Here is a 23,818-nt window from a genome sequence, read left to right as displayed (position 1 = left end):
TCGCGAGCGATAGCGCCCTTAAAGCCCCTGCCCCCGCAGCAACCGGGGCAGGTCGCCCGTCGCGCCGCCGGCCTCGTGCATGAAGGCGCGGCGCAGGGGGGCGATGCGGTTGACGGCGGCGATGCCGAGGTCGCGCGCCAGGCGCACCGGCGCCAGGTCGTTGGAGAACAGCCGCACGAAGCCATCGAAGCCGGCCGCCAGCGCCGCGTTGTCGAACCGCCGCCAGCGGGCGTAGCGGTCCAGCACCACCTCCGAGCCAATGTCTTCGCCGACGCGCAGCGCCTCGACCAGCACCTCGGCCAGCGCGGCCGCGTCCTTCAGCCCCATGTTGAGGCCCTGCCCGGCCACCGGATGCACCGCGTGGGCGGCGTCGCCGATCAGGGCGATGCGCGGTGCGGTCAGCTGCTCGGCCAGCTGCAGCGACAACGGATAGACGAAGCGCGGCCCCACCACCGCGACATCTTCGAGGAAATCCCCGAACCGCCGCATCAGATGGGCGTGGAAGGCCTCGTCAGACGCCGCCTTCAGCGCCTCGGCCCGCCGCGTCGTCTCGGTCCAGACCAGGCTGGCGCGCCGTTCGGTCAGCGGCAGGATGGCGAAGGGCCCTGACGGGAGGAAATACTCGTGCGCGACATTGCCGTGGTCCCGCCCCATGGAGACCGTGGCCACGACGCCGCTCTGGCCATAGCTCCAGCCGGTCGTATCGATGCCGGCCTCGCGACGCACCCGTGAGCCGCGCCCCTCGGCCCCGACCACCAGCGGCGCCTCAAGCACCGCCCCGTCCTCCAGCGTTATGGTCGCCCGCCCCGGCCCGGCGTCGACCGAGGCGACCGAGGCCGGGGCCCGCGCCTCGATCCCGGCCGCGGTGATCGCCTCGGCCAGGGCCGAGCGGATCCGCCGATTCTCGACCATATAGCCGAGTGGTTCACCGTCGGTGCGGTCGCCGATTTCGTCGGCGTCGAAGCGCAGGAAGGCCGACGAGGCTGCGGCCGACGCCGCGCCCGGCCGCCGTCCGTCGGTGACCAGGATCCGGTCCATGCGGCAGGCGTGCGGCCGCAGCGCCGCGCCGACGCCCAGCGCGTCCAGCATGCGGAAGGTCGAAAACGCGATCGCGGTCGAGCGCCCGTCGAAGGTCGGGGCCAGTTGGGCGGAGAAGGGCTGCGGGTCGACCAGCATCACCTTCAGTCCGCCCTGGGCCGCGGCCAGGGCGAAGGTCGCCCCCGCCATGCCGGCTCCGGCGATGATGACGTCATGGCGGTCGGTCTGGCTCATGGACGGGTTGTCGCGCCGGACGACCGGAAGGTCCAGTGCGGCAGGAAGCATCAGGCATCAGGCATGGTGGGCCGGCGACAGACCCCCTCGCCCCTAAAGTAAACAGCCCCTTAACCCTGCCCGGGCGACAACCGCCCCAGTACCGTCGCCCCGGAGTCCGCCGCCGCATGTCCGCCGCCCTCGCCCTCGGCCACCGCGCCTTCGAGAGCGCCCGCATCCTGTGGGCCGCGCCGTTCGCGGTGCGCGTCCGGGGCGTGCTGCAGGCCGTGCTGGCGGCCCTGCTGCTGACGGCGCTGATCTCGTGGAACCCGGCCGACCCCAGCCTCAACGCCGCCTCCTCCGCGCCGCCGACCAATTGGCTCGGCCTGAACGGCGCGATGTTCGCGGACCTGTTCATGCAGTCTCTGGGTCTCGCCGCCTGGCCCGCCGCCTTGCTGCTGATCGCTTTCGGCCTCGCCGGCGCGATCGGCGACGCCATGCAGCAGCGGCTCAAGCCGACGACCCCGAAGGCCCTGTCCGCGACGGCCGGCGTTCTGGCGCTGTCGGCGGCCCTTTCGGCGCTGGCCGCACCCGCCGCCTGGCCGCTGGCGACGGGACTCGGCGGCCTCTGGGGCGACGCCCTCGTCGGCCTCGTGCGCATGGCCTTCGCGGCGCTGCGCCTGCCCGGCGCCCCCATCGGCGCCGGCGTCCTCTTCTTCCCCCTCGCCCTCTGGGGCATCGGCTACGCCATCGGCCTGCGTTTCTCCGATCTGGGCGAAGGCCTCGACTGGGCGCGCGGCGGCCGGTCATCCGCGCCGTCCCGGTCCGGCGAACGGTCCCGCACCGCCAGGACCCCGCCCCGTCCCCGCCCGGCCCCGGAGCCGGAGGACTATCCCGCGGTCAGCCTCGACGCCGACGCCGGACCGCCCTGGCAGGAGCCGGTCCCGGCCCGCGGCGCGCCTGAGCCCAAGGTCGCCGCCGCCAAGGCCCCCAAGGCCTCGCGCCGCGAGATCGACGACAGCCAGGCCGCCTTCGACTTCGCCCGTCCCTCGACCGGTTTCGACCTGCCCCCGCTGGGCATGCTGACCAAGCCGGTCAAGCGCGTCGCCTCGGTGGACGAGGAAGCGCTGAAGCAGAACGCCAAGATGCTGGAGGGCGTGCTGCAGGAGTTCGGCGTGCGCGGCGTCATCGACCAGATCCGCCCTGGCCCGGTCGTCACCCTGTACGAGCTGGTCCCCGCCCCTGGGGTCAAGCATGGCCGGGTCGTGGCCCTCAGCGACGACATCGCCCGCTCGATGAGCGCCCGCGCCTGCCGCATCAGCGTCGTGCCCGGCCGCAACGCCATCGGCATCGAACTGCCCAATGCGAAGCGCGAGACCGTCTATCTGCGCGATCTGCTGGCCTCGACCGAATACGACAAGCCGGCCCACCTGCTGCCCCTTGCGCTGGGCGAGACCATTGGCGGCGAACCCTATGTCGCCGACCTGGCCCGCATGCCCCACCTGCTGATCGCCGGCACCACCGGCTCGGGCAAGTCGGTCGGGGTCAACGCCATGATCCTGTCGATCCTCTATCGGCACAGCCCGGCCGAGTGCCGTTTCATCATGATCGATCCCAAGATGCTGGAGCTGTCGGTCTACGACGGCATCCCGCACCTGCTGGCTCCGGTGGTCACCGACCCGAAGAAGGCCGTGGTCGCGCTGAAGTGGACCGTGCGCGAGATGGAGGACCGCTACCGCCGCATGTCCAAGCTGGGGGTGCGCAACATCGCCAGCTACAACGAGCGCGCCCGCGAGGCCCAGGCCAAGGGCGAGCATTTCGAACGCACGGTCCAGACCGGCTTCGACGATCAGGGCCGCCCGGTCTACGAGTCCGAGAAGATCCGTCCCGAGCCCATGCCCTATCTGGTCGTGGTCATGGACGAGATGGCCGACCTGATGCTGGTCGCCGGCAAGGACGTGGAGGGCGCGGTGCAGCGTTTGGCCCAGATGGCCCGGGCCGCCGGCATCCACCTGATCATGGCCACCCAGCGCCCGTCCGTCGACGTCATCACCGGCACCATCAAGGCCAATTTCCCGACCCGGATCTCCTTCCAGGTCACCTCCAAGATCGACAGCCGCACCATCCTCGGCGAGCAGGGCGGCGAACAGCTGCTCGGCCAGGGCGACATGCTCTACATGGCCGGCGGCGGCCGCATCACCCGCCTGCACGGACCGTTCGTGACCGACCAGGAGGTCGACGAGGTCTGCAAACACCTGCGCTCGCAGGCCGAGCCCGACTATCTCGACCTGATCACCGACGATCCGGACGGGGACGGGGACGCGGCCGGTTTCGACGACGGCGGCGGCTCGGGCGACGATCTCTACGACCGGGCCGTGGCCGTGGTGACCCGCGACCGCAAGGCCTCGACCAGCTACATCCAGCGCCGCCTGCAGATCGGCTACAACCGCGCCGCCTCCCTCATCGAGCGGATGGAGCAGGAGGGCGTGGTCAGCCCCGCCAACCACGCCGGCAAGCGCGACATCCTCGCCGGTCCGCCGCCGATGTAGGCCCGGAGGGGCAACGGACGGGGGCGCGTCGCGTTAGGAAGGGCCGCCGCCGGTTGCGCGATGCTGAACAGGGCTTCATCGGAGCGCCTGAATATGGTCAGGCTGGGGTCACGCCCCCGCCAGACCCGTTCCGCAAGACGGCAGACTCCAACCATCCCGAACGGGAGAAGACATCATGACCGTCTCACGCCGCGCCTTCGCGCTCGGATCCGCCGCCCTCGCCGCCGTTGCGGCCCTGCCCGCCCACGCCCAGTCCGGCCTGTCGGCCGATGACCGCGCCGTCCTGGCCCGCGCCCAGACCTATCTGCAGGGCCTGACCTCGGCCCAGGGGACCTTCGTCGAGACCTCGGGCGCCCAGCGCCGCCAGGGCCGCTTCTATCTGCAGCGCCCCGGCAAGATGCGTTTCGAATACACCGACCCGGCCGGCCTGCTGGTCGTCTCGGACGGCTCGAACGTGAAGCGCTACGACCCCCGTCTGAACGTCTTCCGCCAGGTGCCGCTGAGCCAGACGCCGCTGTCGACCTTCCTCGCCCGCACCGTCCGGCTGGACCAAGGCGTCCGCATCGACCGCGTCACCCGCATGGACTCCGGCGCCTTCGCCATCACCGCCCGCGACCGCAACCGGCCCAACGACGGTTCCGTAGTTCTGGCCTTCGCCGGCGACCCGATCCGTCTGCAGGAATGGACCATCGTCGACGCCCAGGGCGGCCGGACCCGCACCCAGCTGACCACCCTGCGTCCGGCCTCCGGCCTGTCGCCGAGCCTGTTCCAGCTGCGCGATCCGACCCGTCGCCCCCGCCGCAACTAATTCCCCTGAGGCGCGAAATCGTCTCCGCGGCCCGCCTCGTTTGACTTGACATTTTTTGTCGGGCGTGTTGTTTTGGCCACAGATCGGCGGGAGCCGGTCTGACCCGCTACGGATTTCATCCCCTTCCCGGCGGCGAGAGAGACGAACCTTGAAACGCCCGGCCCGCAACGGTCGGGCGTCTCTTTATGTTCGGCCGCGGTCGTCGGCCCTTCGGGACCTCCCGACCCGACGCGGCCTGATTTGAGGCGGCGCGAAGCGCCAGGAGCGCGCCGGGTCGACCCGAAGGGCGGCGCGAAGCGTCAAAAGGCGGAGCCTTTTGACCGCGGCCCCACTAAGAATGAGCGATGCTTCGCATCGCCACCTGGAACATCAACTCGGTCCGCCTGCGCGTCGATCAGGTCGCCCGCTTCGTCGCCGAAAGCGGAACCGACGTCCTGTGCCTGCAGGAGATCAAATGCCTGGAGGACCAGTTCCCCCGGGCCGCGTTCGAGGCCATGGGCCTGCCCCACCTGAAGATCGGCGGCCAGAAGGGCTGGCACGGCGTCGCCATCGCCAGCCGCAAGCCGATCGGCGAGGCTCCCAGGCTCGACGTCTGCCGCGAAGGCCACGCCCGCTGCGTCGCCGTCATGGTCGAAGGCGTCGAGATCCAGAATTTCTACATCCCCGCCGGCGGCGACACGCCCGACCGCAAGCTGAACCCCAAGTTCGACCACAAACTGGACTTCTACGAACGCCTGACCGCCGAGATGGCCGTGCGCGACCGCCAGCGTCCGCTGGTGCTGGCCGGCGACTTCAACATCGCGCCGGGCGAGAACGACGTCTGGAACCACCGCTACATGTCGAAGATCGTCAGCCACACCCCGCTCGAGGTCGAGACCCTGCGCCGGCTGCAGGCCGCCGGCGGCTTCGCCGACGTGGTTCGCGACCAGATACCCGAACCGACCAAACTGGCCAGCTGGTGGAGCTACCGCGCCGCCGACTTCCGCAAGTCCAACCGAGGCCTCCGTCTCGACCACCTGTGGACCTCCCCCGGCCTGACTCCCGCCGTCGTCCCGGCCAGCGCCCGCATCCATGACACCGTCCGCGAGTGGACCCAGCCCAGCGACCACGCCCCGGTGACCATGGATCTCGACGTCTAGAACGGGAAGAAGATCGGGATGGCGACCATCGCCGCCACCCAGGTGACCAGGTTCAGCGGCAGGCCGACCCGGACGAAGTCCATGTAGCTGTAGCCGCCCATCTGGTAGACGAGGACGTTGGTCTGATAGCCGAACGGGGTGGCGAAGGCGGCCGAGGCGGCCATCATCACCCCGACCAGGAACGGCCGCGGATCGACCCCGAAACTCTCCGCCAGGGCCACCGCGATCGGCGTGATCAACACCGCGACCGTGGCGTTGGACAACAGCTCCGTGGCGAACAGGGTGACGCCGTAGAGGATGATCAGGCCGACCAGCGGACCGAAGGGCCGCAGCACCTCGATCAGGACGCCGGCCCCGGCCGCCGCCAGCCCGGTTACCTCGATGGCGATCCCGACCACCACCATGCCGGCGATCAGCAGCAGGATTTCGGGCCTCAGCCCGGCGTAGGCCTCTTCGGGCGTGATCACCTTGAGCAGGATCAGGGCGACCGCCCCCGCGAAGGCCGAAGCGGCGATGGGAGCCCAGCCGAGCCCCGCGGCCGCCACAACGATAATGAAGACCCCGAGCGCGATCAGCGAGCGCCGAAGGTCGAACGGCCGGTCGGCCGCGCCGAACAGGTCCACGTCGCCCAGATGGGCGTCCCCCGACCCGTCGTCGTTGGTGCGCGCCTCACCCAGACGCGGCAGGCCGAATGGAAACCGGCGGCGGCGCCCCGCCGAAAGCTCGGCCTCCGCCTGACGGCGGGCTTCCTCCATCTCCGCCATCCGGACCTGCTCGGCCTCGTCCGCCGCCACGCTGCGGCCCAGCTGGCGCGCGCCGACGAAGTACAGCCACAGGCCGCCGACCACGGCGATGAACAGGCCGACGGGCGTGATCTCGAACAGGCTGAACACCGGCTGGCCGGTGTTGCGGGCCATGTCGTTGACCAGCAGGTTGGTCGAGGTGCCGATCAGCGTCAGCAGGCCGCCGAGCACGGAGATATGGCTCAGCGGCATCAGGAAGCGTTTGGGCGACAGCGTCAGCGACTGGGCGACGTCCCGGATCACCGGCGCGGCCAGCACCACCACCGGCGTGTTGTTGAGAAAGCCGCCGAGTCCTCCGCACATGCCGAGCACCGCCCAGATGCCGATCGCTCCGACGCGCGAGGCCAACTTCGTCGCCTGCCGGATCATCAGGCCGAGCAGGCCGGACAGCTCGATCGCGTAGGCGATGACAAACAGGCCGGCGAGGGCGATGACGGCGGGGCTGGCGAAGGCGCCCTGCACCTCGACCGGCCGCACCACGCCCAGCAGCAGCAGGGCGGCGGCCCCGGTCAGGGCCACGACGTCGGCGCGAACCCGACCGTGAATCAACACCCCGACCACAGCCACGAGCACGAGCAGAGCCGCGATCTGATCGAAGGTCATGCGCTCTGCTGCCTCCCCCGCCCGGGTCGGGTCAACCTTTTACGGCCGGCCGTCCCCAATTCAGCGAACGACGTGCTAGGCTGGTTCCATGCTGAATCCGGTCATGTCTGTTCGCCTGCCGGTCGTCGCGGCGGCGGCGGTCGGCCTTTTGCTGGCCTCCTGCGACAGGGACGCCGAGCCCGTCGCGCCGCCGCCGGCGCCGGTCGGGCCCGCCGCCAGCGGCCCGGCGACGCCGCCGATCAATACGGCGCTGGATCGGCGCGAATTGCTCTCGGCCGTAGCCCTGGCGGCGTCGAACTACGCCGCGGGCGCCACCGCCACGACGGCGAATTCACTGGTCGGCCGTCAATTCGACATCCGCCTGGCCTTTGGCTGCGAGGGCGCCGAGGCGTCTCCCGCCGACGGGGCCGGCGACGGGCTGGCGCGCTGGTCGTGGGGGCCGGACCGCGAGACCATCCGTCTGGGCCTGACCCCCGGCGACTGGGCCCGCTCGGCGCTGATCGCCGGCGCCGGCCAGGACCGGTGGGAGGCCGTCGAGGGCTTCTGGGTCGCCCGCCCGTGGATGGCCGCCGACGGGTGCCCATCGATCCGGGCCGATCCGCTGGCCAGCGGCCCGATCGCGCCGTCGCCGCCCACGGTCGGACTGGCGGCGGTGTTCGAGGCCGGCGGCTCCCGCCTCGGCCGCCGCAACGGCCGCGCCTACACGCATACGATCCGTCAGGCGGGCGACGCGCCGCTGATCGCCCTGGACGCCGGTTACCGGGTTCGCCTGCAGGGTCGGGTCGTAGCCTTCCCCGACGGACGGGCCATCCGCTGCCGCGCCGCCAACCCCAACCAGCGGCCCGTTTGCGTGGCCGCGGTCCAGCTCGACCGCGTCGCCTTCGAGACGCCGACCGGCGAGACCCTCAGCGAGTGGCGGACGGGCTGATTACGGTTGCAGCCGGTAGCCGCCGGCGTCGGTCAGCAGAAGCCGGGCCTGACCGGGCTCCGGCTCGATCTTCTGGCGCAGGCGGTAGATGTGGGTTTCCAGCGTGTGGGTGGTGACCCCGGCGTTGTAGCCCCAGACTTCAGTCAACAGCTCCTCGCGCGACACCGCCTTGGCCCCGGCGCGGTAAAGATACTTGAGGATGCTGGTTTCCTTCTCGGTCAGCCGCACCTTGCGACCCTTGTCGTCGATCAGGACCTTGGCGGCGGGACGGAATTCGTACGGCCCCACCCGGAACACCGCGTCCTCGGACTGTTCGTGGCTGCGCAGGTGGGCGCGGATGCGGGCCAGCAGGACAGCGAAGCGGAAGGGCTTGGTGACATAGTCGTTGGCCCCCGACTCCAGCCCCAGCACGGTGTCGGCGTCCGAGGCCTGACCGGTCAGCATGATGATCGGGGTCGAGACGCCGTCCTTGCGCAGCAGCCGGCAGGCCTCGCGCCCATCCATGTCGGGCAGGTCGACGTCCAGCAGGATCAGGTCGGCGCGGGTTTCGCGTCCCAGCTTGACGCCCTCGGCGGCCGTCGCGGCCTGCACCGGCCGGAAGGCTTCATGCAGGGCCAGCTGTTCGGCCAGCGCCTCGCGCAGGTCGTCGTCGTCGTCGATGATCAGGATCGTCTTGGGCGTGGGCATGGGTACCAGAATGGCGAGCGTCGGCCGTTCCGCCAAGGGTTGGACCTCAAGCGGGACGGTTTTCAGTCAATAGAGGGCGTTTGGGGCCGGTTTCGTTCCCCGAACAGCGCCGATCCGATCCGCACATGGGTCGCGCCGAAGCGGATCGCGGTCTCATAGTCGCCGCTCATTCCCATCGACAGCGTCTCCAGCCCGTTGCGGCGGGCGATCTTGCGCAGCAGGGCGAAATGCGGCCCCGCCGCCTCGTCCGCGGGCGGAATGCACATCAATCCCTCGACCGCCAGGCCCTTGCTCCGGGCGTACGCCACCAGGGCGTCGGCGTCCCCGGGCAGGACCCCGGCCTTCTGCGGTTCGGCCCCGGTATTGACCTGCACCAGCACCCGGACCGTTCGGCCGGCCTCGCCGGCGGCGGCGGCGGCGAGGGCGTCGGCCAGCTTCGGCCGGTCGAGGGTCTCGATGACGTCGAACAGGGCCACCGCATCGGCGGCCTTGTTGGTCTGCAGCGGGCCGATCAGGCGCAGCTCCAGATCAGGAACGGCCGGACGAAGCGCGCTCCAGTGCGCCTGGGCCTCCTGCACCCGGTTCTCGCCGAACACCCGCTGGCCGGCGGCGAGCGCGGCCGCGAGGGCCTCCGGCGACTGGGTCTTGGTCACGGCGGTCAGGACGGCCCCGGCCGGATTTCGCCCGGCCGCACGGCAGGCGTCGGCGATGCGACGGCGCACCGTCTCGAAACGCCCGGCGACGGTGCTGGACGTCTGGGCGGGATCGGGAGAAGAGGAGGCCATGAACCGGTCCGACGCGGAAATCCTGTGGGAGGTCGCCAGCGTCCTCGCACGGGACGCCGCTGATGTCAGCCGCCGGACGGGAAGGCCGTCTGCCGACCTGCCGCCGCTGCTGTTCTTCACCGACCCCGGCCGGACCCCTCGTCCGTGGGAGACGGCGGCGCGGCTGCCGCCCGGATCGGGCGTGGTCTTCCGCGCCTTCGGAGCCGCCGACGCCCTCGACACCGCGCGGCGCCTGCGCGAGGCCACCGCCCGGCGCGACGGGCTGCTGCTGATCGGCCTCGACGCCGAACTCGCCGAGACGGTCGGGGCCGACGGCGTCCATCTGCCCGAACGGGCGCTCGGACAGGCTGCGGCCCTTGCGACGGCCCGGCCGGACTGGCGGATCACCGGGGCGGCGCATTCGTCGAAGGCGTTGGCTCGGGCTGCGGATCTGGACGCCGCCGTTCTGTCGCCGGTGTTCGCGGCGGGCGGGGCCTCGGCCGGCGGCCCGCCCCTCGGGATCGGGGCGTTCAGCGACGTCGTGCGCGGCGCCGTCGTCCCCGTCTACGCCCTCGGGGGGATCGACAGCGCAAACGCACGCGCCCTGCTCGGCTCGGGCGCCTGCGGTCTGGCGGGGGTGTCGGCGATCCGGGCGGCGTTCGGCCCGGACTGAGACCTAGAAGCGGAAGATCGATTCCAGCCGGAAGCGCGGCGCGGTCCGGCGGTCGGTCTGCGGCGGACGGGCCGGATCGGCCTCGGGCTCGGCCAGGCCGGCGGTGGCGCCGACCCGCAGGCGCGGATTGACGCGGTAATAGGCCCCGGCCTCGACGTCGCCGAGATTGCTCTCGCGCCCGACCGGCTGACTGAGGTTCAGGTCCAGGCCCCAGCGGCCACGCTCGGTGAAGCGAAGACGCGACTGGCTCGGGGTCGCGGCGCGGGCGGCCTGGGCTTCGGACAAGGTTACGGCGGGGGCGCGGCTGCGCGCGGCGGCTTGGGCCGAGGCGGAATCGGCCACGGCGAGGAGCGTGAGCCCCGCGGCCAGTCCGGCGATGACGGCGCCGTTCTTGCGCGTGATCTGGCGCATGTCCTGCCCTTCATGCCGCGACGGAGCCTCCGCCGCGATCCTTGCCAGCGATTAGACACCGCTGGTCAGCCCGGTCAACGAAACGTGGCCTTTGACCTATGGTTCCGCCGGACTCTGCGGGACTCCTGTGGCGCGAGCGTCACGCGTCGGAAGTCGCCCGGGGCGCGTCGCGGCCGTTTCATGGCCGTCAAGCGGCGGGCCGATGCGACTTCGCCTTGTCATCGCCCCTTTTGGCCGTGTTATAGAGCGTCGCTTCGGCATCCGCCTTTCGGGCGGGCCGGCGCGTGCGCGGGACGGCCCGCCGCACGTCTCGATGGAATGGAGAGTCTCGATGGTGCTGGTTCGCGGCGCAGCGATCGCCCTGATCGCCTCGGGTCTGATGCTGGGCGGGTGCGGCGGGATCCCGGGCATGGGGGCGACCAAGGCCGTGCCGGCCGGCCAGACCGGAATCGGCGTCAACGCCTTCCTGTGGCGCGCCACCCTCGACACCCTCAGCTTCATGCCGCTGGCCAACGCGGATCCGTGGGGCGGCGTCATCAACTACGACTGGTACACCGATCCGCAGACGCCGAACGAGCGGTTCAAGGCCACGGTCTTCATCCTCGACACCCGACTTCGCGCCGACGCGCTGAACGTCACGGTGACCAAGGAAGTGCGCGACGGGACCGGCGGCTGGGTCGGCGCACCCGTGGCCGCCCAGACCGAGACCGATCTGGAGAACGCCATCCTGACCAAGGCGCGCCAGCTCAACCTCCAGAACGCCGGCTGACCTCCCCCTCCCGACCATAGCCTCCTCAAGGCTCGCCCTTCAGGAGCGACCTCAAGGATTCCCGTGGCCCGCTACGAGCCCAAGACCGCCGAACCCCGCCAGCAGACCCGCTGGGCGGCCGCCGACGCCTTCCGCACGCCGACGGACGATACGGGCAAGCCCAAATACTACGTCCTCGAGATGTTCCCCTACCCGTCGGGCAACATCCACATGGGCCACGCGCGCAACTATGTGATGGGCGACGTGGTGGCGCGCTCGAAGCGGGCCCAGGGCTTCGACGTGCTGCACCCGATGGGCTGGGACGCCTTCGGTCTGCCGGCCGAGAACGCCGCCATCGAGCGCGGAATCCACCCCGGCGACTGGACCTGGTCCAACATCGCCGCCATGCGCGAACAACTGAAGCTGCTCGGCCTGTCGCTCGACTGGTCGCGTGAGTTCGCTACCTGCGACCCGGCCTACTATGGCCAGCAGCAGGCCTGGTTCCTCGAGCTGTTCAAGCGCGGCCTGGTCTATCGCAAGGACTCGGTGGTCAACTGGGACCCGGTCGACAACACCGTCCTGGCCAACGAACAGGTCGTCGATGGCCGCGGCTGGCGCTCGGGCGCGATCGTCGAGAAGCGCAAGCTGAACCAGTGGTTCCTGCGCATCACCGACTACGCCGACGACCTGATCGAGGGCCTGAAGGAGCTGGAAGGCCGCTGGCCGGACAAGGTCCGGCTGATGCAGGAGAACTGGATCGGCCGCTCGAAGGGTCTGCAGATGACCTGGGCCTGGGCCGGCCAGGCCCCAGAAGGCGCCCCCGGCGGGCTGGAGATCTACACCACCCGCCCCGACACCCTGTTCGGGGCCTCGTTCATGGGCATCGCCCCGGATCACCCGGTGGCCCGCGCCCTGGCCGAGACGAACCCGGACGCGGCCGCCTTCATCGCCGAGTGCCGCAAGGGCGGCTCGACCCAGGCCGAGATCGAGCAGGCCGAAAAGGTCGGCTTCGACACCGGCCTCAGGGTGCTGCACCCGTTCGACGGCCGCGAGGTCAGCGTGTGGATCGCCAACTTCATCCTGTCGGAGTACGGCACTGGCGCCATCTTCGGATGTCCCGCCCATGACCAGCGCGACCTCGACTTCGCCCGCAAGTACGGCCTGCCAGTGATCCCGGTGGTGAGACCTGACGGCGCCGGCGATGATTTCGGCGTCGGAACAGAGGCTTATACGGGTCCGGGGTCGATCTTCCAGTCAGACTTCCTGAACGGTCTCGACATTGAATCGGCCAAGGCGGCGGCGATCGCTCGCGTGGAGGCCGCGAGCCAGGGCGAGGGTGCGACCATCTACCGGCTGCGCGACTGGGGCGTCAGCCGCCAGCGCTACTGGGGCTGCCCGATCCCGATCGTCCACTGCCCGTCGTGCGGCGCAGTCCCGGCCGCCCAGCTGCCGGTCGAACTGCCGAAGGACGTGACCTTCGACAAGCCCGGCAACCCGCTGGACCGGCACCCGACCTGGAAGCACGTCAGCTGCCCGTCGTGCGGCGGCGAGGCCACGCGCGAAACCGACACCCTCGACACCTTCGTCGACTCCAGCTGGTATTTCGCCCGTTTCGCCGATCCCACGGCCGCCGAGCCGATCTCGAAGGCCGCCGCCGACAAATGGCTGCCGGTCGATCAGTATATTGGCGGCGTCGAGCACGCCGTGCTGCACCTGCTCTACGCCCGCTTCATCTCCCGGGCCCTGTCCGACGCCGGCCTGATGAACGTGAAGGAGCCGTTCGCCGGCCTGTTCACCCAGGGCATGGTGGTCCACGAGACCTACCGCCGCGCCGACGGCGCCTGGGTCGAGCCGACCGATGTCGAACTGATCCACGAGGGCGGCGAGCGCTCGGCCCGCCAGCTTTCGACCGGCGGGGCCCTGATCATCGGCGACATCGAGAAGATGTCGAAGTCGAAGAAGAACGTGGTCGCGCCCCAGGAGATCGTCGACACCCACGGCGTCGACGCCGGCCGCCTGTTCGTCCTCTCCGACAGCCCGCCCGAGCGTGACGTGCAGTGGACCCCGGGCGGCGTCGAGGGCGCCAGCCGCTTCCTCCAGCGCGTCTGGGCCGAGGTCGACGGCTTCGATCCGTCCATCCCCGGCGACGAGGCCGCCAACACCTCGCTGGTCCGCGAAACGCACAAAGCGATCAAGGCGGTGTCGGAGGGCATCGACGGTTTCCGCTTCAACTCCGCCATCGCCAAGCTCTACGCCTTCGTCGCCACCGTGCGCGACCATCCGGCGGCCGGCGGCGGAGCGAAACGCGAGGCCCTGTCGGCCCTGCTGCGGCTGGTCGCCCCCTTCACCCCGCACCTGGCCGAGGAAGGCTGGACGCGGCTGGGCGAAGCGGGGATGATCCTCGACGCGCCGTGGCCGGTCTTCGACCCGGCGCTGGCGGCCGATGACGAGGTCGTCCTGCCGATCCAGGTCAACGGCAAGCGGCGCGGCGAGATCCGCGTCGCCCGCGGTCTGGAGCCGGCCGAGGTCGAGGCCATCGTGATGGCCGATGCGGACGTGCAGGCGCGGCTCGAGGGTCAGACGGTGAGGAAGATCGTGGTGGTCAAGGATCGCATCGTCAATCTGGTGGTCGGCTGATGCGCCGCGCCGGCCTCGGCCTTGTCGCGCTTGTGGGACTCGGGCTCGCCGGCTGCGGCTTCACGCCCCTGTACGGCGACGCCGGCGTCGGCTCCAGCCTGTCGCGCATCGCCGTCACCACCCAGGACGACCGGCTCGGCTACCGCCTGCGTGAACAGCTCGAGGACGCGCTGGGCCGCGACCCGGCGCAGGCCCCGCTGTGGCGGCTCGAGACCGCGGTCGAGCAGTCCCGCCGCCCGCTCGGCCGGCGCATCGACGACACCGCGACCCGCTATGAACTGACCGTCCGCGGCGCCTGGACGCTGACCCCGGTCGGCGGCGGCCTGCCGCTGTCGGGCGTCGAGACCGTGACCACCACCTACGCCGCCGCCGACCAGCCCTACGCCGCCATCGCCGCCCAGCAGGACGGCGAGGAGCGCGCGGCGGCGGAACTGGCCCGCCAGATCCGGCTCGACCTGATGCGGGCCCTGCCCGACCGCCCATGACCGGCCCCCGATGATCCTGGCGAAGCGGCCCGAGGTCGATCGCTTCCTCAAGACGCCGGACCGCTCGGTGCGCGCCGCCGTCATCCACGGCAAGGATCGCTCCGGGGTGGCCGAGCGCGCCGGCCAGCTGTGCCGGGCCATCACCCCGGATCTCAACGACCCTTTCAACGTCACCGTCCTGACCGACAGCGACATCGACGGCGACGAGGCGCGGCTCGACGAGGCCCTGACCGCCCTGTCGATGATCGGCGGCCGCCGCCTCGTCCGCGTGCGGCTCGGGTCCGAAAAGGCCTCGATCGACAAGATGCTGGCGGCGGCGCTGAAGGCCCACGCCGAGGGCGCCTACAACCCCGACGCCATGCTGGTCGTCGAGGCGGGGGCGCTGGGCCGCGACTCGGCCCTGCGCAAGGCGGCCGAGGCGTCGTCCGGCGCTGTGGCCATCGCCTGCTACGAGGACGAGACCGGCGACGTGGCCCGCATGACCCGCGAGGCGCTGACCGCCGACAAGGTCGGCCTGACCCAGGACGCCCTCGACCGTTTCGTCGCCCGCCTGCCCCGCGAGCGCGGCCTGATGCGGCAGGAGATCGAGCGGCTGGTGCTCTACATCGGCCCCGGCTCGGGCCAGATCATCGACGTGGCCGAGCTGGAGCTGCACCTCGGGGTCGAGCCGGACGCCTCGCTGCAGGACGCGGCGCTGCAGGCCTTCGGCGGCCGCCCCGCCCCGGCCCAGTCCGGCCTGCGTCGCGCCCTCGCCGAGGGCGAGTCGCCGGTTATGGCCGTGCGCCAGGCCTCGATCCATCTCGGCAAGCTGCGCCGCATCAACGTGCTTCAGGCCAACGGCGCGGGGGCCAAGGAGGCGGCCAAGGCGGCCGGCGTATTCTGGAAACAGGAGGCCGAGATGCTGCGTCAGGCCCGCAGCTGGCGCCTCGAGGACCTCGACAGGGTTCTGGACAGCGTCAACGCCGCCGACATCGCCACCAAGACCACCGGCTCGCCCGACCAGCTCATCGCCGAACGCCTGCTGCTGGAGATTTCCGCCCGGGCGCGGCGGCTGGGCCTGTAGCCCTTCCTGCGACCGTCAGCCCCGCTTCGACGCCTTGCGGAAGGCGGGCTTGTTGGCCGCCGCGTTCTGGCGGGCGATGACCTTTTCGGCGTGCTGGCCTGGCTTGAAGCCGCCGCTCGACGGCGCGCTTCCGCCCGCCCTCTTGGCGGCGAGCGCCTTTTTCATGGCTTCGGCGGTCGGATTGCTCGGCTTCTCGGTCATGAGGCCACCCTAGCACGCGCCAGCCATACGGTCGCGCCGCCCGTCTCCGGATCGTCGATCCGGTTGTCCAGCAGGTCGAAGCCCGACGCGTCGAGCGCCGCCCGGTATTCCGCCGCCGACAGGCTGCCGTGATAGAGCGGCTCGCCGCGCCACTCGCCGACGACCTCGCCCGCCTCCGTTCCGCTGGTGAACATCAGCACGCCCGGCGCGACATGGCGGGCATAGACGGCGAACAGGTCCTTCTGGTCCCGTGGCGTCAGGTGAAAGGCGCTGTGCCAGGCGATCACGCCGTCGAAGGTCCGGCCCAGCGCCAGCGCCCGCATGTCCGCCACGCGCCAGTCGTGCTCGGGAAAGCGCTGGCGGCACAGGTCGATCAGGCCCGGCGACGCATCGACGCCGGTGAGCGATCGCCCCCGTTCGATCAGATAGCGCGCGATCGGCTCGCCCGAACCGCAGCCGAGGTCAAGGATCGAGCCTTCCGGCGGGAGACGCGCCAGGAAGGCGTCGAGCCACCTCTTCTCGATCAGGATCTTGCCGCGATCGGCGTCCCACTCCAAAGCCCGGCGGCTGTAGAGATCGACGATCCCGTCCGCCGGCCCGGCCATGTCAGCCGCGCATCAACCGCCGGCACAGGTCGTCCAGCTGCTCCAGCGTGCCGTAGCGGAGGGTCAGTTCACCCTTGCCGCCGCGATCGGCCAGCTGCACCTGCAAGCCGAGCGCGTCGGTCAGGTCCTGCTCCAGCGCCGCGATGTCGGCGCCGCCCTCGCCCGCCGTGGCGCCTCCACGAGCCTTCGCCTTACCCGGTTTCGGTCCCTCGGCCGCGCGCCGCGCCAGCGCCTCGGCCTGGCGGACGTTCAGGCCTTCCTTGACGATCTGCTCGGCCAGCTCGCCCGGATTCGGCGCGGTGATCAGCGCCCGCGCGTGGCCGGCGCTCATCTTGCCGTGCCGCACGTACCACAGCACCTCCTCGGGCAGCTGCAGCAGGCGCAGGGTGTTGGCCACGTGGCTGCGGCTCTTGCCGACCACGCCGGCGACGGCGTCCTGGGTGCGGCCGAACCGCTCCATCAGCATCCGGTAGGCTTCGGCCTCCTCCAGCGGGTTGAGGTCGGCCCGCTGGACGTTCTCGATGATGGCGACCTCGAACACCGCCACGTCGTCCATCTCGCGGACGATGATCGGCGCCTGGGTCAGCCGGGCCAGCTGGGCCGCGCGCCAGCGGCGCTCGCCGGCGATGATCTGCCAGACCCCGTCCTCCTTCGGATGGGGCCGGACCAGGATCGGTTGCAGCACGCCCTTGTCGCGGATCGACTCGGCCAGCTCGGCCAGTTCGGCCTGGCCGAAGGTCTTGCGCGGCTGGTCGGGATTGGGCTTCAGCGACTCGATCGGAGCCATGCGCACGCCGGCCGGCGCTGCCGAGCCGTCCACCGGCACGGCCTCGCCCGCCTGTTCCCCGAGAAGGGCCGACAATCCCCGGCCCAGACCGCGCTGACGTTCACTCAACTGACTGATTCCACTTCGAATATTGGCATTACGCGGCCTGCAGCCGCCGGCTTCTCTCGCGCGCCACCACTTCGCGGGCGAGCCGAAGATAGGCCTGGCTTCCGGCGCATTTGAGGTCGTAGATCAGCGCCGGCTTGCCGAACGACGGCGCCTCCGACACCCGCACATTGCGCGGGATCACCGCCTCGTAGACCTTCTCGCCGAAATGCTTGCGGACATCCGCCGCCACCTGCCCCGACAGGGCGTTGCGGCGGTCGTACATGGTCAGGACCAGGCCCTGGATCTCCAGCGTCGGATTGAGGCTCTGGCGCACCATTTCGATGGTCTTCATCAGCTGCGTCAGGCCTTCGAGGGCGAAGAATTCGCACTGCAGCGGCACCAGCACCGCATCGGCCGCGGCCATGGCGTTGAGGGTCAGCAGGTTCAGCGACGGTGGGCAGTCGATCAGCACATAGTCATACCGGGTCTGCCCTTCCGCCCCCTGCCCCATGAGGGCGTCGCGCAGTCGGAACGAGCGGCGGTCGGCCTGACTCAGTTCGATCTCCACGCCGGACATGTCGGCGTCGGCTGGAATGATGTGCAGGCCCGGCACCGAGGTCTGAACCGCGGAGTCGTCGACCGAACGACCGTCGACGATGACGTCGTAGATGGTCACCCGCCGTGTTTCACGTGGAACACCCAGGCCGGTGGAGGCATTGCCCTGCGGGTCCATGTCCACGATCAGCACCTTCTCGCCGATCGCCGCCAGCGCCGTGCCGAGGTTGATCGCCGTGGTGGTCTTGCCCACCCCGCCCTTCTGGTTGGAAACGGCGAGGACGCGAGTCTTACCGGCTATGGACACGTCGGAGGCTCCGGACGGAAACGATACGGCCGCGCGGGTCGCTGCGCGAGACGGAGAGGTCGCTATCGAAATGCCAGACCTTGCGGGCTTCGATCAACTCAGCCTCGGCCTTTTCCCCCTTGAGAAACAGCCCCTGTGCGCCGCGCTGTAGATAAGGCTGTGCATAGGCCAGCAGCTTGTCCATCGGCGCCACCGCCCGGGCGGTCACCACATCGACCCTGAGCGCCTGCGCCTCGGCCCGGCCGTTGATCACCGTGGCCGGCAGGGCCATTTCGTCGACGACTTCCTGCAGGAAGCGGCAGCGCTTGCCGAGGCTGTCGATCAGCCAGACGTGGGCCTCCGCCCGCCCCTTCAACAGGATCGCCAGCACCACCCCCGGGAACCCCGCTCCGGCTCCGAGATCGGCCCAGGTCTTCGCCTTCGGGGCCAGTTCCAGAAGCTGGGCGGAGTCCCAGATGTGGCGGTTCCAGACATCCGGCAGGGTGTCGGGGCCGATCAGGTTCATCACCGCATTGGCCTCGGCGAGGCGCTCGATGAAGATCTCGAGATCGGCGATCTGTTCGTCCGTCGCTTTGATCAGGGCCTGAAAACCGGCCGCGTTGCTGATGGTCACGCGGCGACCTTCGTCCGCTTCACGTGCGACAGCAGGGCCGTCAGCGCGCCCGGCGTCATGCCCTCGATCCGGCCCGCCTGTCCCAACGTCCGCGGCTGGACCAGCGTCAGCTTCTCGCGCACCTCGTTGGAGAGGCTGCCGATGGCCGCGTAGTCGAGGTCGTGCGGTATGGCCAACGCCTCCTCCCGGCGCAGCGCCTCCGCGTCCGAGGCCTGGCGGTCGAGATAGCCCGCATAGCCGGCGTCGATCTCGATCTGCTCGCGCACCTGCCGCGGCCAGGCGGCGATCGCCGGATGGGCCGCCTCGAAGGCGCCCAGCTCGACGCCCGGGAAGGCGAGCAGGTCGCGGATCGAGCGCCGCTGGCCGTCGGCGTTGACCGCGATGCCCAGCGCCCCGGCCTCCTTCGGCGTGTAGGTCGCGCCGCGCACCAGCGCCGTCGCCTCGGCCAGCAGGCCAGCCTTGGTCTCGAACGCCGCCCGCCGCTGCGACGACACCAGCCCGGCGGCGATGGCCAGCGGGGTCAGGCGCAGGTCGGCGTTGTCGGCCCGCAGCGTCAGCCGATATTCGGCCCGGCTGGTGAACATCCGGTAGGGCTCGGTCACCCCGCGCGTCACCAGATCGTCGATCATCACGCCGATATAGGCCTGGTCCCGACCCAGCACGACGGGATCGGAGCCGGCCGCCGCCCGCGCGGCGTTCAGCCCGGCGATCAAGCCCTGCGCCCCGGCCTCCTCATAGCCCGTGGTGCCGTTGATCTGGCCGGCCAGGTACAGTCCCCGCCGCTTCTTGACCTCCAGCGCCGGCGTCAGCTCGCGCGGATCGACGTAGTCGTACTCGATCGCATAGCCGAAGCGGAACACCTCCACCGCCTCCAGCCCCGGAATGGTGCGCAGGAAGGCGGCCTGGGTGGCGTCGGACACCGAGGTCGAGATGCCGTTCGGATAGACGGTCGGGTCGTCCAGCCCTTCCGGTTCAAGGAAGATCTGATGCGAGGTCTTGTCGGCGAAGCGGACGACCTTGTCCTCGATCGAGGGGCAGTAGCGGGGACCGCGGCCGGACAGGTGACCGCCGTAGACGGCGCTTTCGCCGAGGTTTTCGGCGATGATCCGGTGGGTCTCGGCCGTGGTGTGGGTCACGCCGCAGGCGATCTGGGGCACGTCGATGCGGTCCGTCAGGAAGCTGAACGGCACGGGCTCGTCGTCGGCCGCCTGCATCTCCAGCCGGTCCCAGGCGATGGTGCGCCCATCGAGCCGCGCCGGCGTGCCGGTCTTCAGCCGGCCCATCGACAGGCCGGCGCCGTAGAGGTCGGCGGCGAGGCCGGTAGACGGCGCCTCGCCGTGCCGACCGGCGGGGATGCGCTGGTCGCCCTTGTGGATGACGCCGTTGAGGAAGGTGCCGGTCGTCAGCACGACCGCGCCGGCGCGCAGCTCGGTCCCCTCGCCCGTGACCACGCCGGCGACCCGGTCCCCGTCGAGGATCAGGCTCTCGGCCGTGCCGGCCATCAGGGTCAGGTTCGGCGTCGCGCCGAGCTCGGCCTGCATGGCCTCGCGATAGAGCCGCCGGTCGATCTGGCTGCGCGGGCCCTGAACGGCCGCGCCCTTGGAGCGGTTGAGCAGGCGGAACTGGATGCCGGAAAGGTCGCCGAGTCGGCCCATGACGCCGTCCATGGCGTCGATCTCGCGCACCAGATGGCCCTTGCCCAGGCCGCCGATGGCCGGATTGCACGACATCTCGCCGATGGTCTCGAGCTTCTGGGTCAGCAGCAGGGTGGCCGCGCCCGCGCGCGCGGACGCCGCCGCGGCCTCGCAGCCGGCGTGGCCGCCGCCGATGACGATGACGTCGAAGGAGTTCATGGGCCGGGACATAGGGGAAAACGGCCCGTTTCGCTACCGGCGCCGTCGCCGTGTTTCACGTGAAACGCTCACTTGCCGATGCAGAACGTCGAGAACACCTCGCCTAGGATGTCCTCCACCCCGATGGCCCCGGTGACACGGCCCAGGCTCTCGGCGGCGCGGCGCAGATCGTCGCCGGCCATCTCGGGCGAGACATCCACCGCGCGGCGGCCCGCCTCTACGGAGGCGAGCGCCTCGGTCAGCCGCCGTCGATGTCTCTCGCGCGTGACCGCCGGGAAATCCGCGCCCGACAGATCGCGGGCCAGCCGCGCGGCCAGCCAGTCGTGCAGCGCGCCCAGCCCCTCTCCCGTCTCGGTGCTGACCACCAGCGCCTGGCGGTCCGGCGGCGGCGCGGCCCGGTCGATGTCGGCCTTGGTGAAGACCAGCAAGTCGTCCGGCCGGGCGTAGTCCGCGGCCGGGCCCTCGGGATCGCCGGGGGCCCGGACCCACAGCCGCAGTTCCGCCGCCTCCGCCCGCGCCCGGGCGCGACGCACGCCTTCGGCCTCGATCGGATCGTCGCTGTCGCGCAGGCCGGCGGTGTCGGACAGGGTCACCGCATAGCCGCCGATGATCAGATCGGCGTCGAGCACGTCGCGGGTGGTGCCGGCGATGGGGGTGACGATGGCCGCCTCGCGCGCCACCAGGGCGTTGAACAGCGACGACTTGCCGGCGTTGGTCTCGCCGATCAGGACGATGCGATAGCCCTCCCGCACCCGCTCACCTCGCCGTGCATCGGCCAGCGCCGCCTTGAGGTCGGCGATCAGGCCGTCGAGCACCGGCCCGGCGGTGCGGGCCAGATTGTCCGGCACCTCCTCGTCGGGGAAGTCGATCTCGGCCTCGACCAGCGCCAGCGCCTTGAGCAGATCGCGGCGGAAGCCGGCGTAGGTCTGCGACAGGGCCCCGTCCAGCTGGCCCAGCGCTTGCATCGCCTGGGCCGTGGTCTCGGCGTCGATCAGGTCGGCCACCGCCTCGGCCTGGGCCAGATCCATGCGGCCGTTCTCGAAGGCGCGACGGGTGAACTCACCGGGCTCGGCGGGGCGCAGGCCGAGGGCCAGCAGGGCGTCGCTGACCGCCTCGACCACGGCGCGGCCGCCATGCAGGTGCAGTTCGGCGCAGTCCTCGCCGGTGTAGGAGTTCGGAGCAGGGAAACGGAGGACCAGCGCCTGATCGAGCGGGCGGCCGTCGAGGGTCAGCTCACGCAGCGAGGCCAACCGCGGCTTGAGGCCGCCGGCTCCGAGGGCCGTCAGGGCTTCGTCCGTGCGGGGGCCGGACAGGCGGATGATGGCGATGGCGCCCCGGCCCGGCGGGGTGGCGAGGGCGAAGATGGTGCTCATGTCTCCTCCCTGTCGCGCAGCGATGGGGAGGTGGCGCGCCGCGATAGCGGCGTGACGGAGGGGCTGACGGCGGCGGCGCGGACAGAGCCCCCCAACCGCTTCGCGGTCCCCCTCCCCACGACGTGGGGAGGAGACACGGTCACTTGACCGCCGCTTCCATCAGTTTGCGGAACTGGTCCTGCGCCTGCATACCGAAGCTGGTCCAGGTCTTCATCAACTCGTCGGGCTGCATGGCGGCGACGTTGTCGGCCATCCGCTTCTGCATCTCGGCGACCATGGCCTCGTTCAGCGGCGCGACATCGGGCAGGCCGAGAAAGGCCCGGGCCTCGGCCGGCGTGCAATCGATCTCGACGTTGACCTTCATCGCGTCCCTCCTGTTTCACGTGAAACATCCCCTCAAGTAGCCGCGCGCCGCGTGCGTGGCGATAGGGGCCTGGAATGGTCAGGTGTTCATCGACTGGAAGAAGTCCGCATTGTTCTTGGACTGGCGCAGCTTGTCGATCAGGAACTCGATCGCGTCCTGCGGGCCCATCGGGTTGAGGATGCGGCGCAGCACATAGGTCTTGGCCAGCTGATCCTTCGGCGTCGTGAGCTCTTCCTTGCGGGTGCCGGACTTGAGCACGTCGATGGCCGGGAAGATGCGCTTGTCGGCGACCTTGCGGTCGAGCACGATCTCGGAGTTGCCGGTGCCCTTGAACTCTTCGAAGATCACCTCGTCCATCCGCGAGCCCGTGTCGATCAGGGCGGTGGCGATGATGGTCAGCGAACCGCCCTGCTCCACGTTCCGCGCGGCGCCGAAGAAGCGCTTGGGCCGCTGCAGGGCGTTGGCGTCAACGCCGCCGGTCAGGACCTTGCCCGACGACGGGACGGTGGCGTTGTAGGCGCGGCCGAGGCGGGTGATCGAGTCGAGCAGGATGACGACGTCCTTCTTGTGCTCGACCAGGCGCTTGGCCTTTTCGATGACCATCTCGGCCACGGCGACGTGGCGGGTCGCCGGCTCGTCGAAGGTCGAGGCGATGACCTCGCCCTTCACCGTGCGCTGCATGTCGGTGACTTCCTCGGGCCGTTCGTCGATCAGCAGGACGATGAGGAAGACCTCGGGGTGGTTCTTCTCGATCGACTTGGCGATGTTCTGCAGCATCACCGTCTTGCCGACCCGCGGCGGGGCGACGATCAGGCAGCGCTGGCCCTTGCCGAGCGGGGCGACGATGTCGATGACCCGGCCCGAACGGTCCTTCAGGGTCGGATCCTGGATTTCCATGTGCAGCCGCTCTTCGGGATAGAGCGGGGTCAGGTTGTCGAACAGGACCTTGGTCTTGACCGTTTCCGGGTCTTCCAGGTTGATCGTGTCGACCTTGAGCAGGGCGAAGTAGCGCTCGCCCTCGCGCGGGCCGCGCACGGCGCCGTGGATGGTGTCGCCCGAACGCAGGCCGAAGCGGCGGATCTGCGACGGCGACACATAGACATCGTCCGGACCCGGAAGATAGTTGGCGTCGGGGCTGCGCAGGAAGCCGAACCCGTCCGGCAGGATCTCGAGCACGCCGTCGGCGATGATCTCGACCTCCTCGTCGGCCAGGGCCTTGAGGATGGCGAACAGCAGGTCCTGCTTGCGCAGGTTCGAGGCGTTCTCGATTTCGAGCCCCTCGGCGAAGGCGACCAGGTCGGCCGGCGTCTTCTCGTTCAGCTCGGCCAGGGTGATGCGGCCATTGGGGACGATCGGTTCGCCGTCGTCCTCGTCTTCCTCGTCAGCTTCCTGGTCGACCATGGGCAGGTCGGCGGCGGCGACCTCGTTGGTCGGCTGTTCGCCTTCGAGGTTTTCCGCCTCGGGAGCGGTGGGATCGGTGTCACGGACGTCGGTCATGGGAAATCTTCTTCAGGCGTGCGCGCA

23 protein-coding genes are annotated in these 23,818 nt (G+C 70.6%); 9 read left to right on the top strand and 14 right to left on the bottom strand.

The genetic code is table 11. The features are described 5' to 3' along the window. Nucleotides 1-18 precede the first annotated feature (18 nt). Nucleotides 19-1,272, bottom strand: coding sequence for a UbiH/UbiF/VisC/COQ6 family ubiquinone biosynthesis hydroxylase (locus ACSQ1L_RS08930; protein ID WP_435994262.1), 1,254 nt, complete (start codon nucleotides 1,270-1,272; stop codon nucleotides 19-21). Nucleotides 1,273-1,439: 167 nt separating this feature from the next. Between ACSQ1L_RS08930 and ACSQ1L_RS08925 the strand changes: the two genes are divergently transcribed. The 3 genes from ACSQ1L_RS08925 (at nucleotide 1,440) to ACSQ1L_RS08915 (ending at nucleotide 5,747) form a co-directional block, all read left to right on the top strand. Continuing rightward, entirely contained in the window at nucleotides 1,440-3,800 is a 2,361-nt protein-coding gene (locus ACSQ1L_RS08925) for a DNA translocase FtsK 4TM domain-containing protein (protein WP_435994075.1), read from the top strand. A 175-nt stretch (nucleotides 3,801-3,975) separates the two neighbouring features. Continuing rightward, entirely contained in the window at nucleotides 3,976-4,608 is a 633-nt protein-coding gene (locus tag ACSQ1L_RS08920; protein ID WP_435994073.1) for a LolA family protein, read from the top strand. A gap of 344 nt (nucleotides 4,609-4,952) precedes the next feature. Next, nucleotides 4,953-5,747 (top strand): exodeoxyribonuclease III, encoded by a 795-nt coding sequence (locus tag ACSQ1L_RS08915; protein WP_435994071.1) that lies wholly within the window; start codon nucleotides 4,953-4,955, stop codon nucleotides 5,745-5,747. Here ACSQ1L_RS08915 and ACSQ1L_RS08910 read toward each other — a convergent pair. Further along, nucleotides 5,744-7,153 carry an SLC13 family permease gene (locus ACSQ1L_RS08910; RefSeq protein ID WP_435994069.1) on the bottom strand — a complete coding sequence of 470 codons (1,410 nt, stop codon included), beginning with the start codon at nucleotides 7,151-7,153 and terminating at the stop codon, nucleotides 5,744-5,746. The genes ACSQ1L_RS08915 and ACSQ1L_RS08910 overlap by 4 nt on opposite strands. 103 nt (nucleotides 7,154-7,256) lie before the next feature. Between ACSQ1L_RS08910 and ACSQ1L_RS08905 the strand changes: the two genes are divergently transcribed. Then, the gene (locus ACSQ1L_RS08905) at nucleotides 7,257-8,081 is read left to right on the top strand and encodes a hypothetical protein (RefSeq protein WP_435994067.1); all 825 of its coding nucleotides are present in this window, start codon (nucleotides 7,257-7,259) and stop codon (nucleotides 8,079-8,081) included. On the opposite strand, the gene ACSQ1L_RS08900 is transcribed toward ACSQ1L_RS08905, so the two are convergent. Beyond that, nucleotides 8,082-8,768, bottom strand: a complete 687-nt coding sequence (locus ACSQ1L_RS08900) for a response regulator transcription factor (protein WP_435994065.1) — start codon at nucleotides 8,766-8,768, stop codon at nucleotides 8,082-8,084. It lies immediately after the preceding gene. A gap of 62 nt (nucleotides 8,769-8,830) precedes the next feature. Further along, nucleotides 8,831-9,553: a YggS family pyridoxal phosphate-dependent enzyme gene (locus ACSQ1L_RS08895; RefSeq protein ID WP_435994063.1), complete on the bottom strand. Its 723-nt coding sequence runs from the start codon at nucleotides 9,551-9,553 to the stop codon at nucleotides 8,831-8,833. Here ACSQ1L_RS08895 and ACSQ1L_RS08890 point away from each other — a divergent pair. Further along, a complete protein-coding gene (locus ACSQ1L_RS08890) occupies nucleotides 9,552-10,205 on the top strand; it encodes a thiamine phosphate synthase (protein ID WP_435994061.1) in 654 nt (217 codons plus the stop codon). The genes ACSQ1L_RS08895 and ACSQ1L_RS08890 overlap by 2 nt on opposite strands. 3 nt (nucleotides 10,206-10,208) lie before the next feature. Here ACSQ1L_RS08890 and ACSQ1L_RS08885 read toward each other — a convergent pair whose 3' ends face one another. Then, nucleotides 10,209-10,616 carry an NtrZ family periplasmic regulatory protein gene (locus tag ACSQ1L_RS08885; protein WP_435994059.1) on the bottom strand — a complete coding sequence of 136 codons (408 nt, stop codon included), beginning with the start codon at nucleotides 10,614-10,616 and terminating at the stop codon, nucleotides 10,209-10,211. A gap of 331 nt (nucleotides 10,617-10,947) precedes the next feature. Between ACSQ1L_RS08885 and ACSQ1L_RS08880 the strand changes: the two genes are divergently transcribed. The 4 genes from ACSQ1L_RS08880 to holA all read left to right on the top strand — a co-directional run bounded on the left by ACSQ1L_RS08880 (nucleotide 10,948) and on the right by holA (nucleotide 15,549). Further along, nucleotides 10,948-11,385, top strand: coding sequence for a DUF3576 domain-containing protein (locus ACSQ1L_RS08880; protein ID WP_435994058.1), 438 nt, complete (start codon nucleotides 10,948-10,950; stop codon nucleotides 11,383-11,385). Between the two features lie 63 nt (nucleotides 11,386-11,448). Beyond that, nucleotides 11,449-14,001: a leucine--tRNA ligase gene (gene leuS, locus ACSQ1L_RS08875; protein WP_435994056.1), complete on the top strand. Its 2,553-nt coding sequence runs from the start codon at nucleotides 11,449-11,451 to the stop codon at nucleotides 13,999-14,001. Continuing rightward, complete coding sequence (lptE, locus tag ACSQ1L_RS08870) at nucleotides 14,001-14,486, top strand: LPS assembly lipoprotein LptE (protein ID WP_435994054.1); 486 nt, start codon at nucleotides 14,001-14,003, stop codon at nucleotides 14,484-14,486. The genes leuS and lptE overlap by 1 nt, the downstream gene beginning before the upstream one ends. Before the next feature lie 10 nt (nucleotides 14,487-14,496). Next, on the top strand, nucleotides 14,497-15,549 hold the full coding sequence (gene holA, locus ACSQ1L_RS08865) for a DNA polymerase III subunit delta (RefSeq protein ID WP_435994052.1): 1,053 nt from the start codon (nucleotides 14,497-14,499) through the stop codon (nucleotides 15,547-15,549). Between the two features lie 15 nt (nucleotides 15,550-15,564). On the opposite strand, the gene ACSQ1L_RS08860 is transcribed toward holA, so the two are convergent. The 9 genes from ACSQ1L_RS08860 to rho all read right to left on the bottom strand — a co-directional run bounded on the left by ACSQ1L_RS08860 (nucleotide 15,565) and on the right by rho (nucleotide 23,791). Further along, nucleotides 15,565-15,750, bottom strand: a complete 186-nt coding sequence (locus ACSQ1L_RS08860) for a hypothetical protein (RefSeq protein WP_435994050.1) — start codon at nucleotides 15,748-15,750, stop codon at nucleotides 15,565-15,567. Next, nucleotides 15,747-16,355 (bottom strand): class I SAM-dependent DNA methyltransferase, encoded by a 609-nt coding sequence (locus tag ACSQ1L_RS08855; protein WP_435994048.1) that lies wholly within the window; start codon nucleotides 16,353-16,355, stop codon nucleotides 15,747-15,749. The genes ACSQ1L_RS08860 and ACSQ1L_RS08855 overlap by 4 nt, the downstream gene beginning before the upstream one ends. 1 nt (nucleotide 16,356) lies before the next feature. After that, a complete protein-coding gene (locus ACSQ1L_RS08850) occupies nucleotides 16,357-17,250 on the bottom strand; it encodes a ParB/RepB/Spo0J family partition protein (RefSeq protein WP_435994046.1) in 894 nt (297 codons plus the stop codon). Nucleotides 17,251-17,278: 28 nt separating this feature from the next. Beyond that, nucleotides 17,279-18,085: a ParA family protein gene (locus ACSQ1L_RS08845; RefSeq protein ID WP_435994260.1), complete on the bottom strand. Its 807-nt coding sequence runs from the start codon at nucleotides 18,083-18,085 to the stop codon at nucleotides 17,279-17,281. Continuing rightward, nucleotides 18,075-18,698, bottom strand: a complete 624-nt coding sequence (rsmG, locus tag ACSQ1L_RS08840; RefSeq protein WP_435994258.1) for a 16S rRNA (guanine(527)-N(7))-methyltransferase RsmG — start codon at nucleotides 18,696-18,698, stop codon at nucleotides 18,075-18,077. The genes ACSQ1L_RS08845 and rsmG overlap by 11 nt, the downstream gene beginning before the upstream one ends. A gap of 2 nt (nucleotides 18,699-18,700) precedes the next feature. Further along, the gene (mnmG, locus tag ACSQ1L_RS08835; protein ID WP_435994044.1) at nucleotides 18,701-20,557 is read right to left on the bottom strand and encodes a tRNA uridine-5-carboxymethylaminomethyl(34) synthesis enzyme MnmG; all 1,857 of its coding nucleotides are present in this window, start codon (nucleotides 20,555-20,557) and stop codon (nucleotides 18,701-18,703) included. 68 nt (nucleotides 20,558-20,625) lie between these two features. Beyond that, nucleotides 20,626-21,930, bottom strand: a complete 1,305-nt coding sequence (gene mnmE, locus ACSQ1L_RS08830; RefSeq protein ID WP_435994042.1) for a tRNA uridine-5-carboxymethylaminomethyl(34) synthesis GTPase MnmE — start codon at nucleotides 21,928-21,930, stop codon at nucleotides 20,626-20,628. A 139-nt stretch (nucleotides 21,931-22,069) separates the two neighbouring features. Next, nucleotides 22,070-22,294 carry a DUF6489 family protein gene (locus tag ACSQ1L_RS08825; RefSeq protein WP_435994040.1) on the bottom strand — a complete coding sequence of 75 codons (225 nt, stop codon included), beginning with the start codon at nucleotides 22,292-22,294 and terminating at the stop codon, nucleotides 22,070-22,072. A gap of 78 nt (nucleotides 22,295-22,372) precedes the next feature. Next, nucleotides 22,373-23,791: a transcription termination factor Rho gene (rho, locus tag ACSQ1L_RS08820; protein WP_435994038.1), complete on the bottom strand. Its 1,419-nt coding sequence runs from the start codon at nucleotides 23,789-23,791 to the stop codon at nucleotides 22,373-22,375. Between the last annotated feature and the right edge of the window lie 27 nt (nucleotides 23,792-23,818).

The sequence above is a fragment of the Brevundimonas sp. LjRoot202 genome, assembly GCF_964253355.1.
Lineage (GTDB): Bacteria > Pseudomonadota > Alphaproteobacteria > Caulobacterales > Caulobacteraceae > Brevundimonas.
The sequence above is the reverse complement of the archived record's forward strand: the minus strand, read 5'-3'. Positions and strand labels throughout refer to the sequence as shown.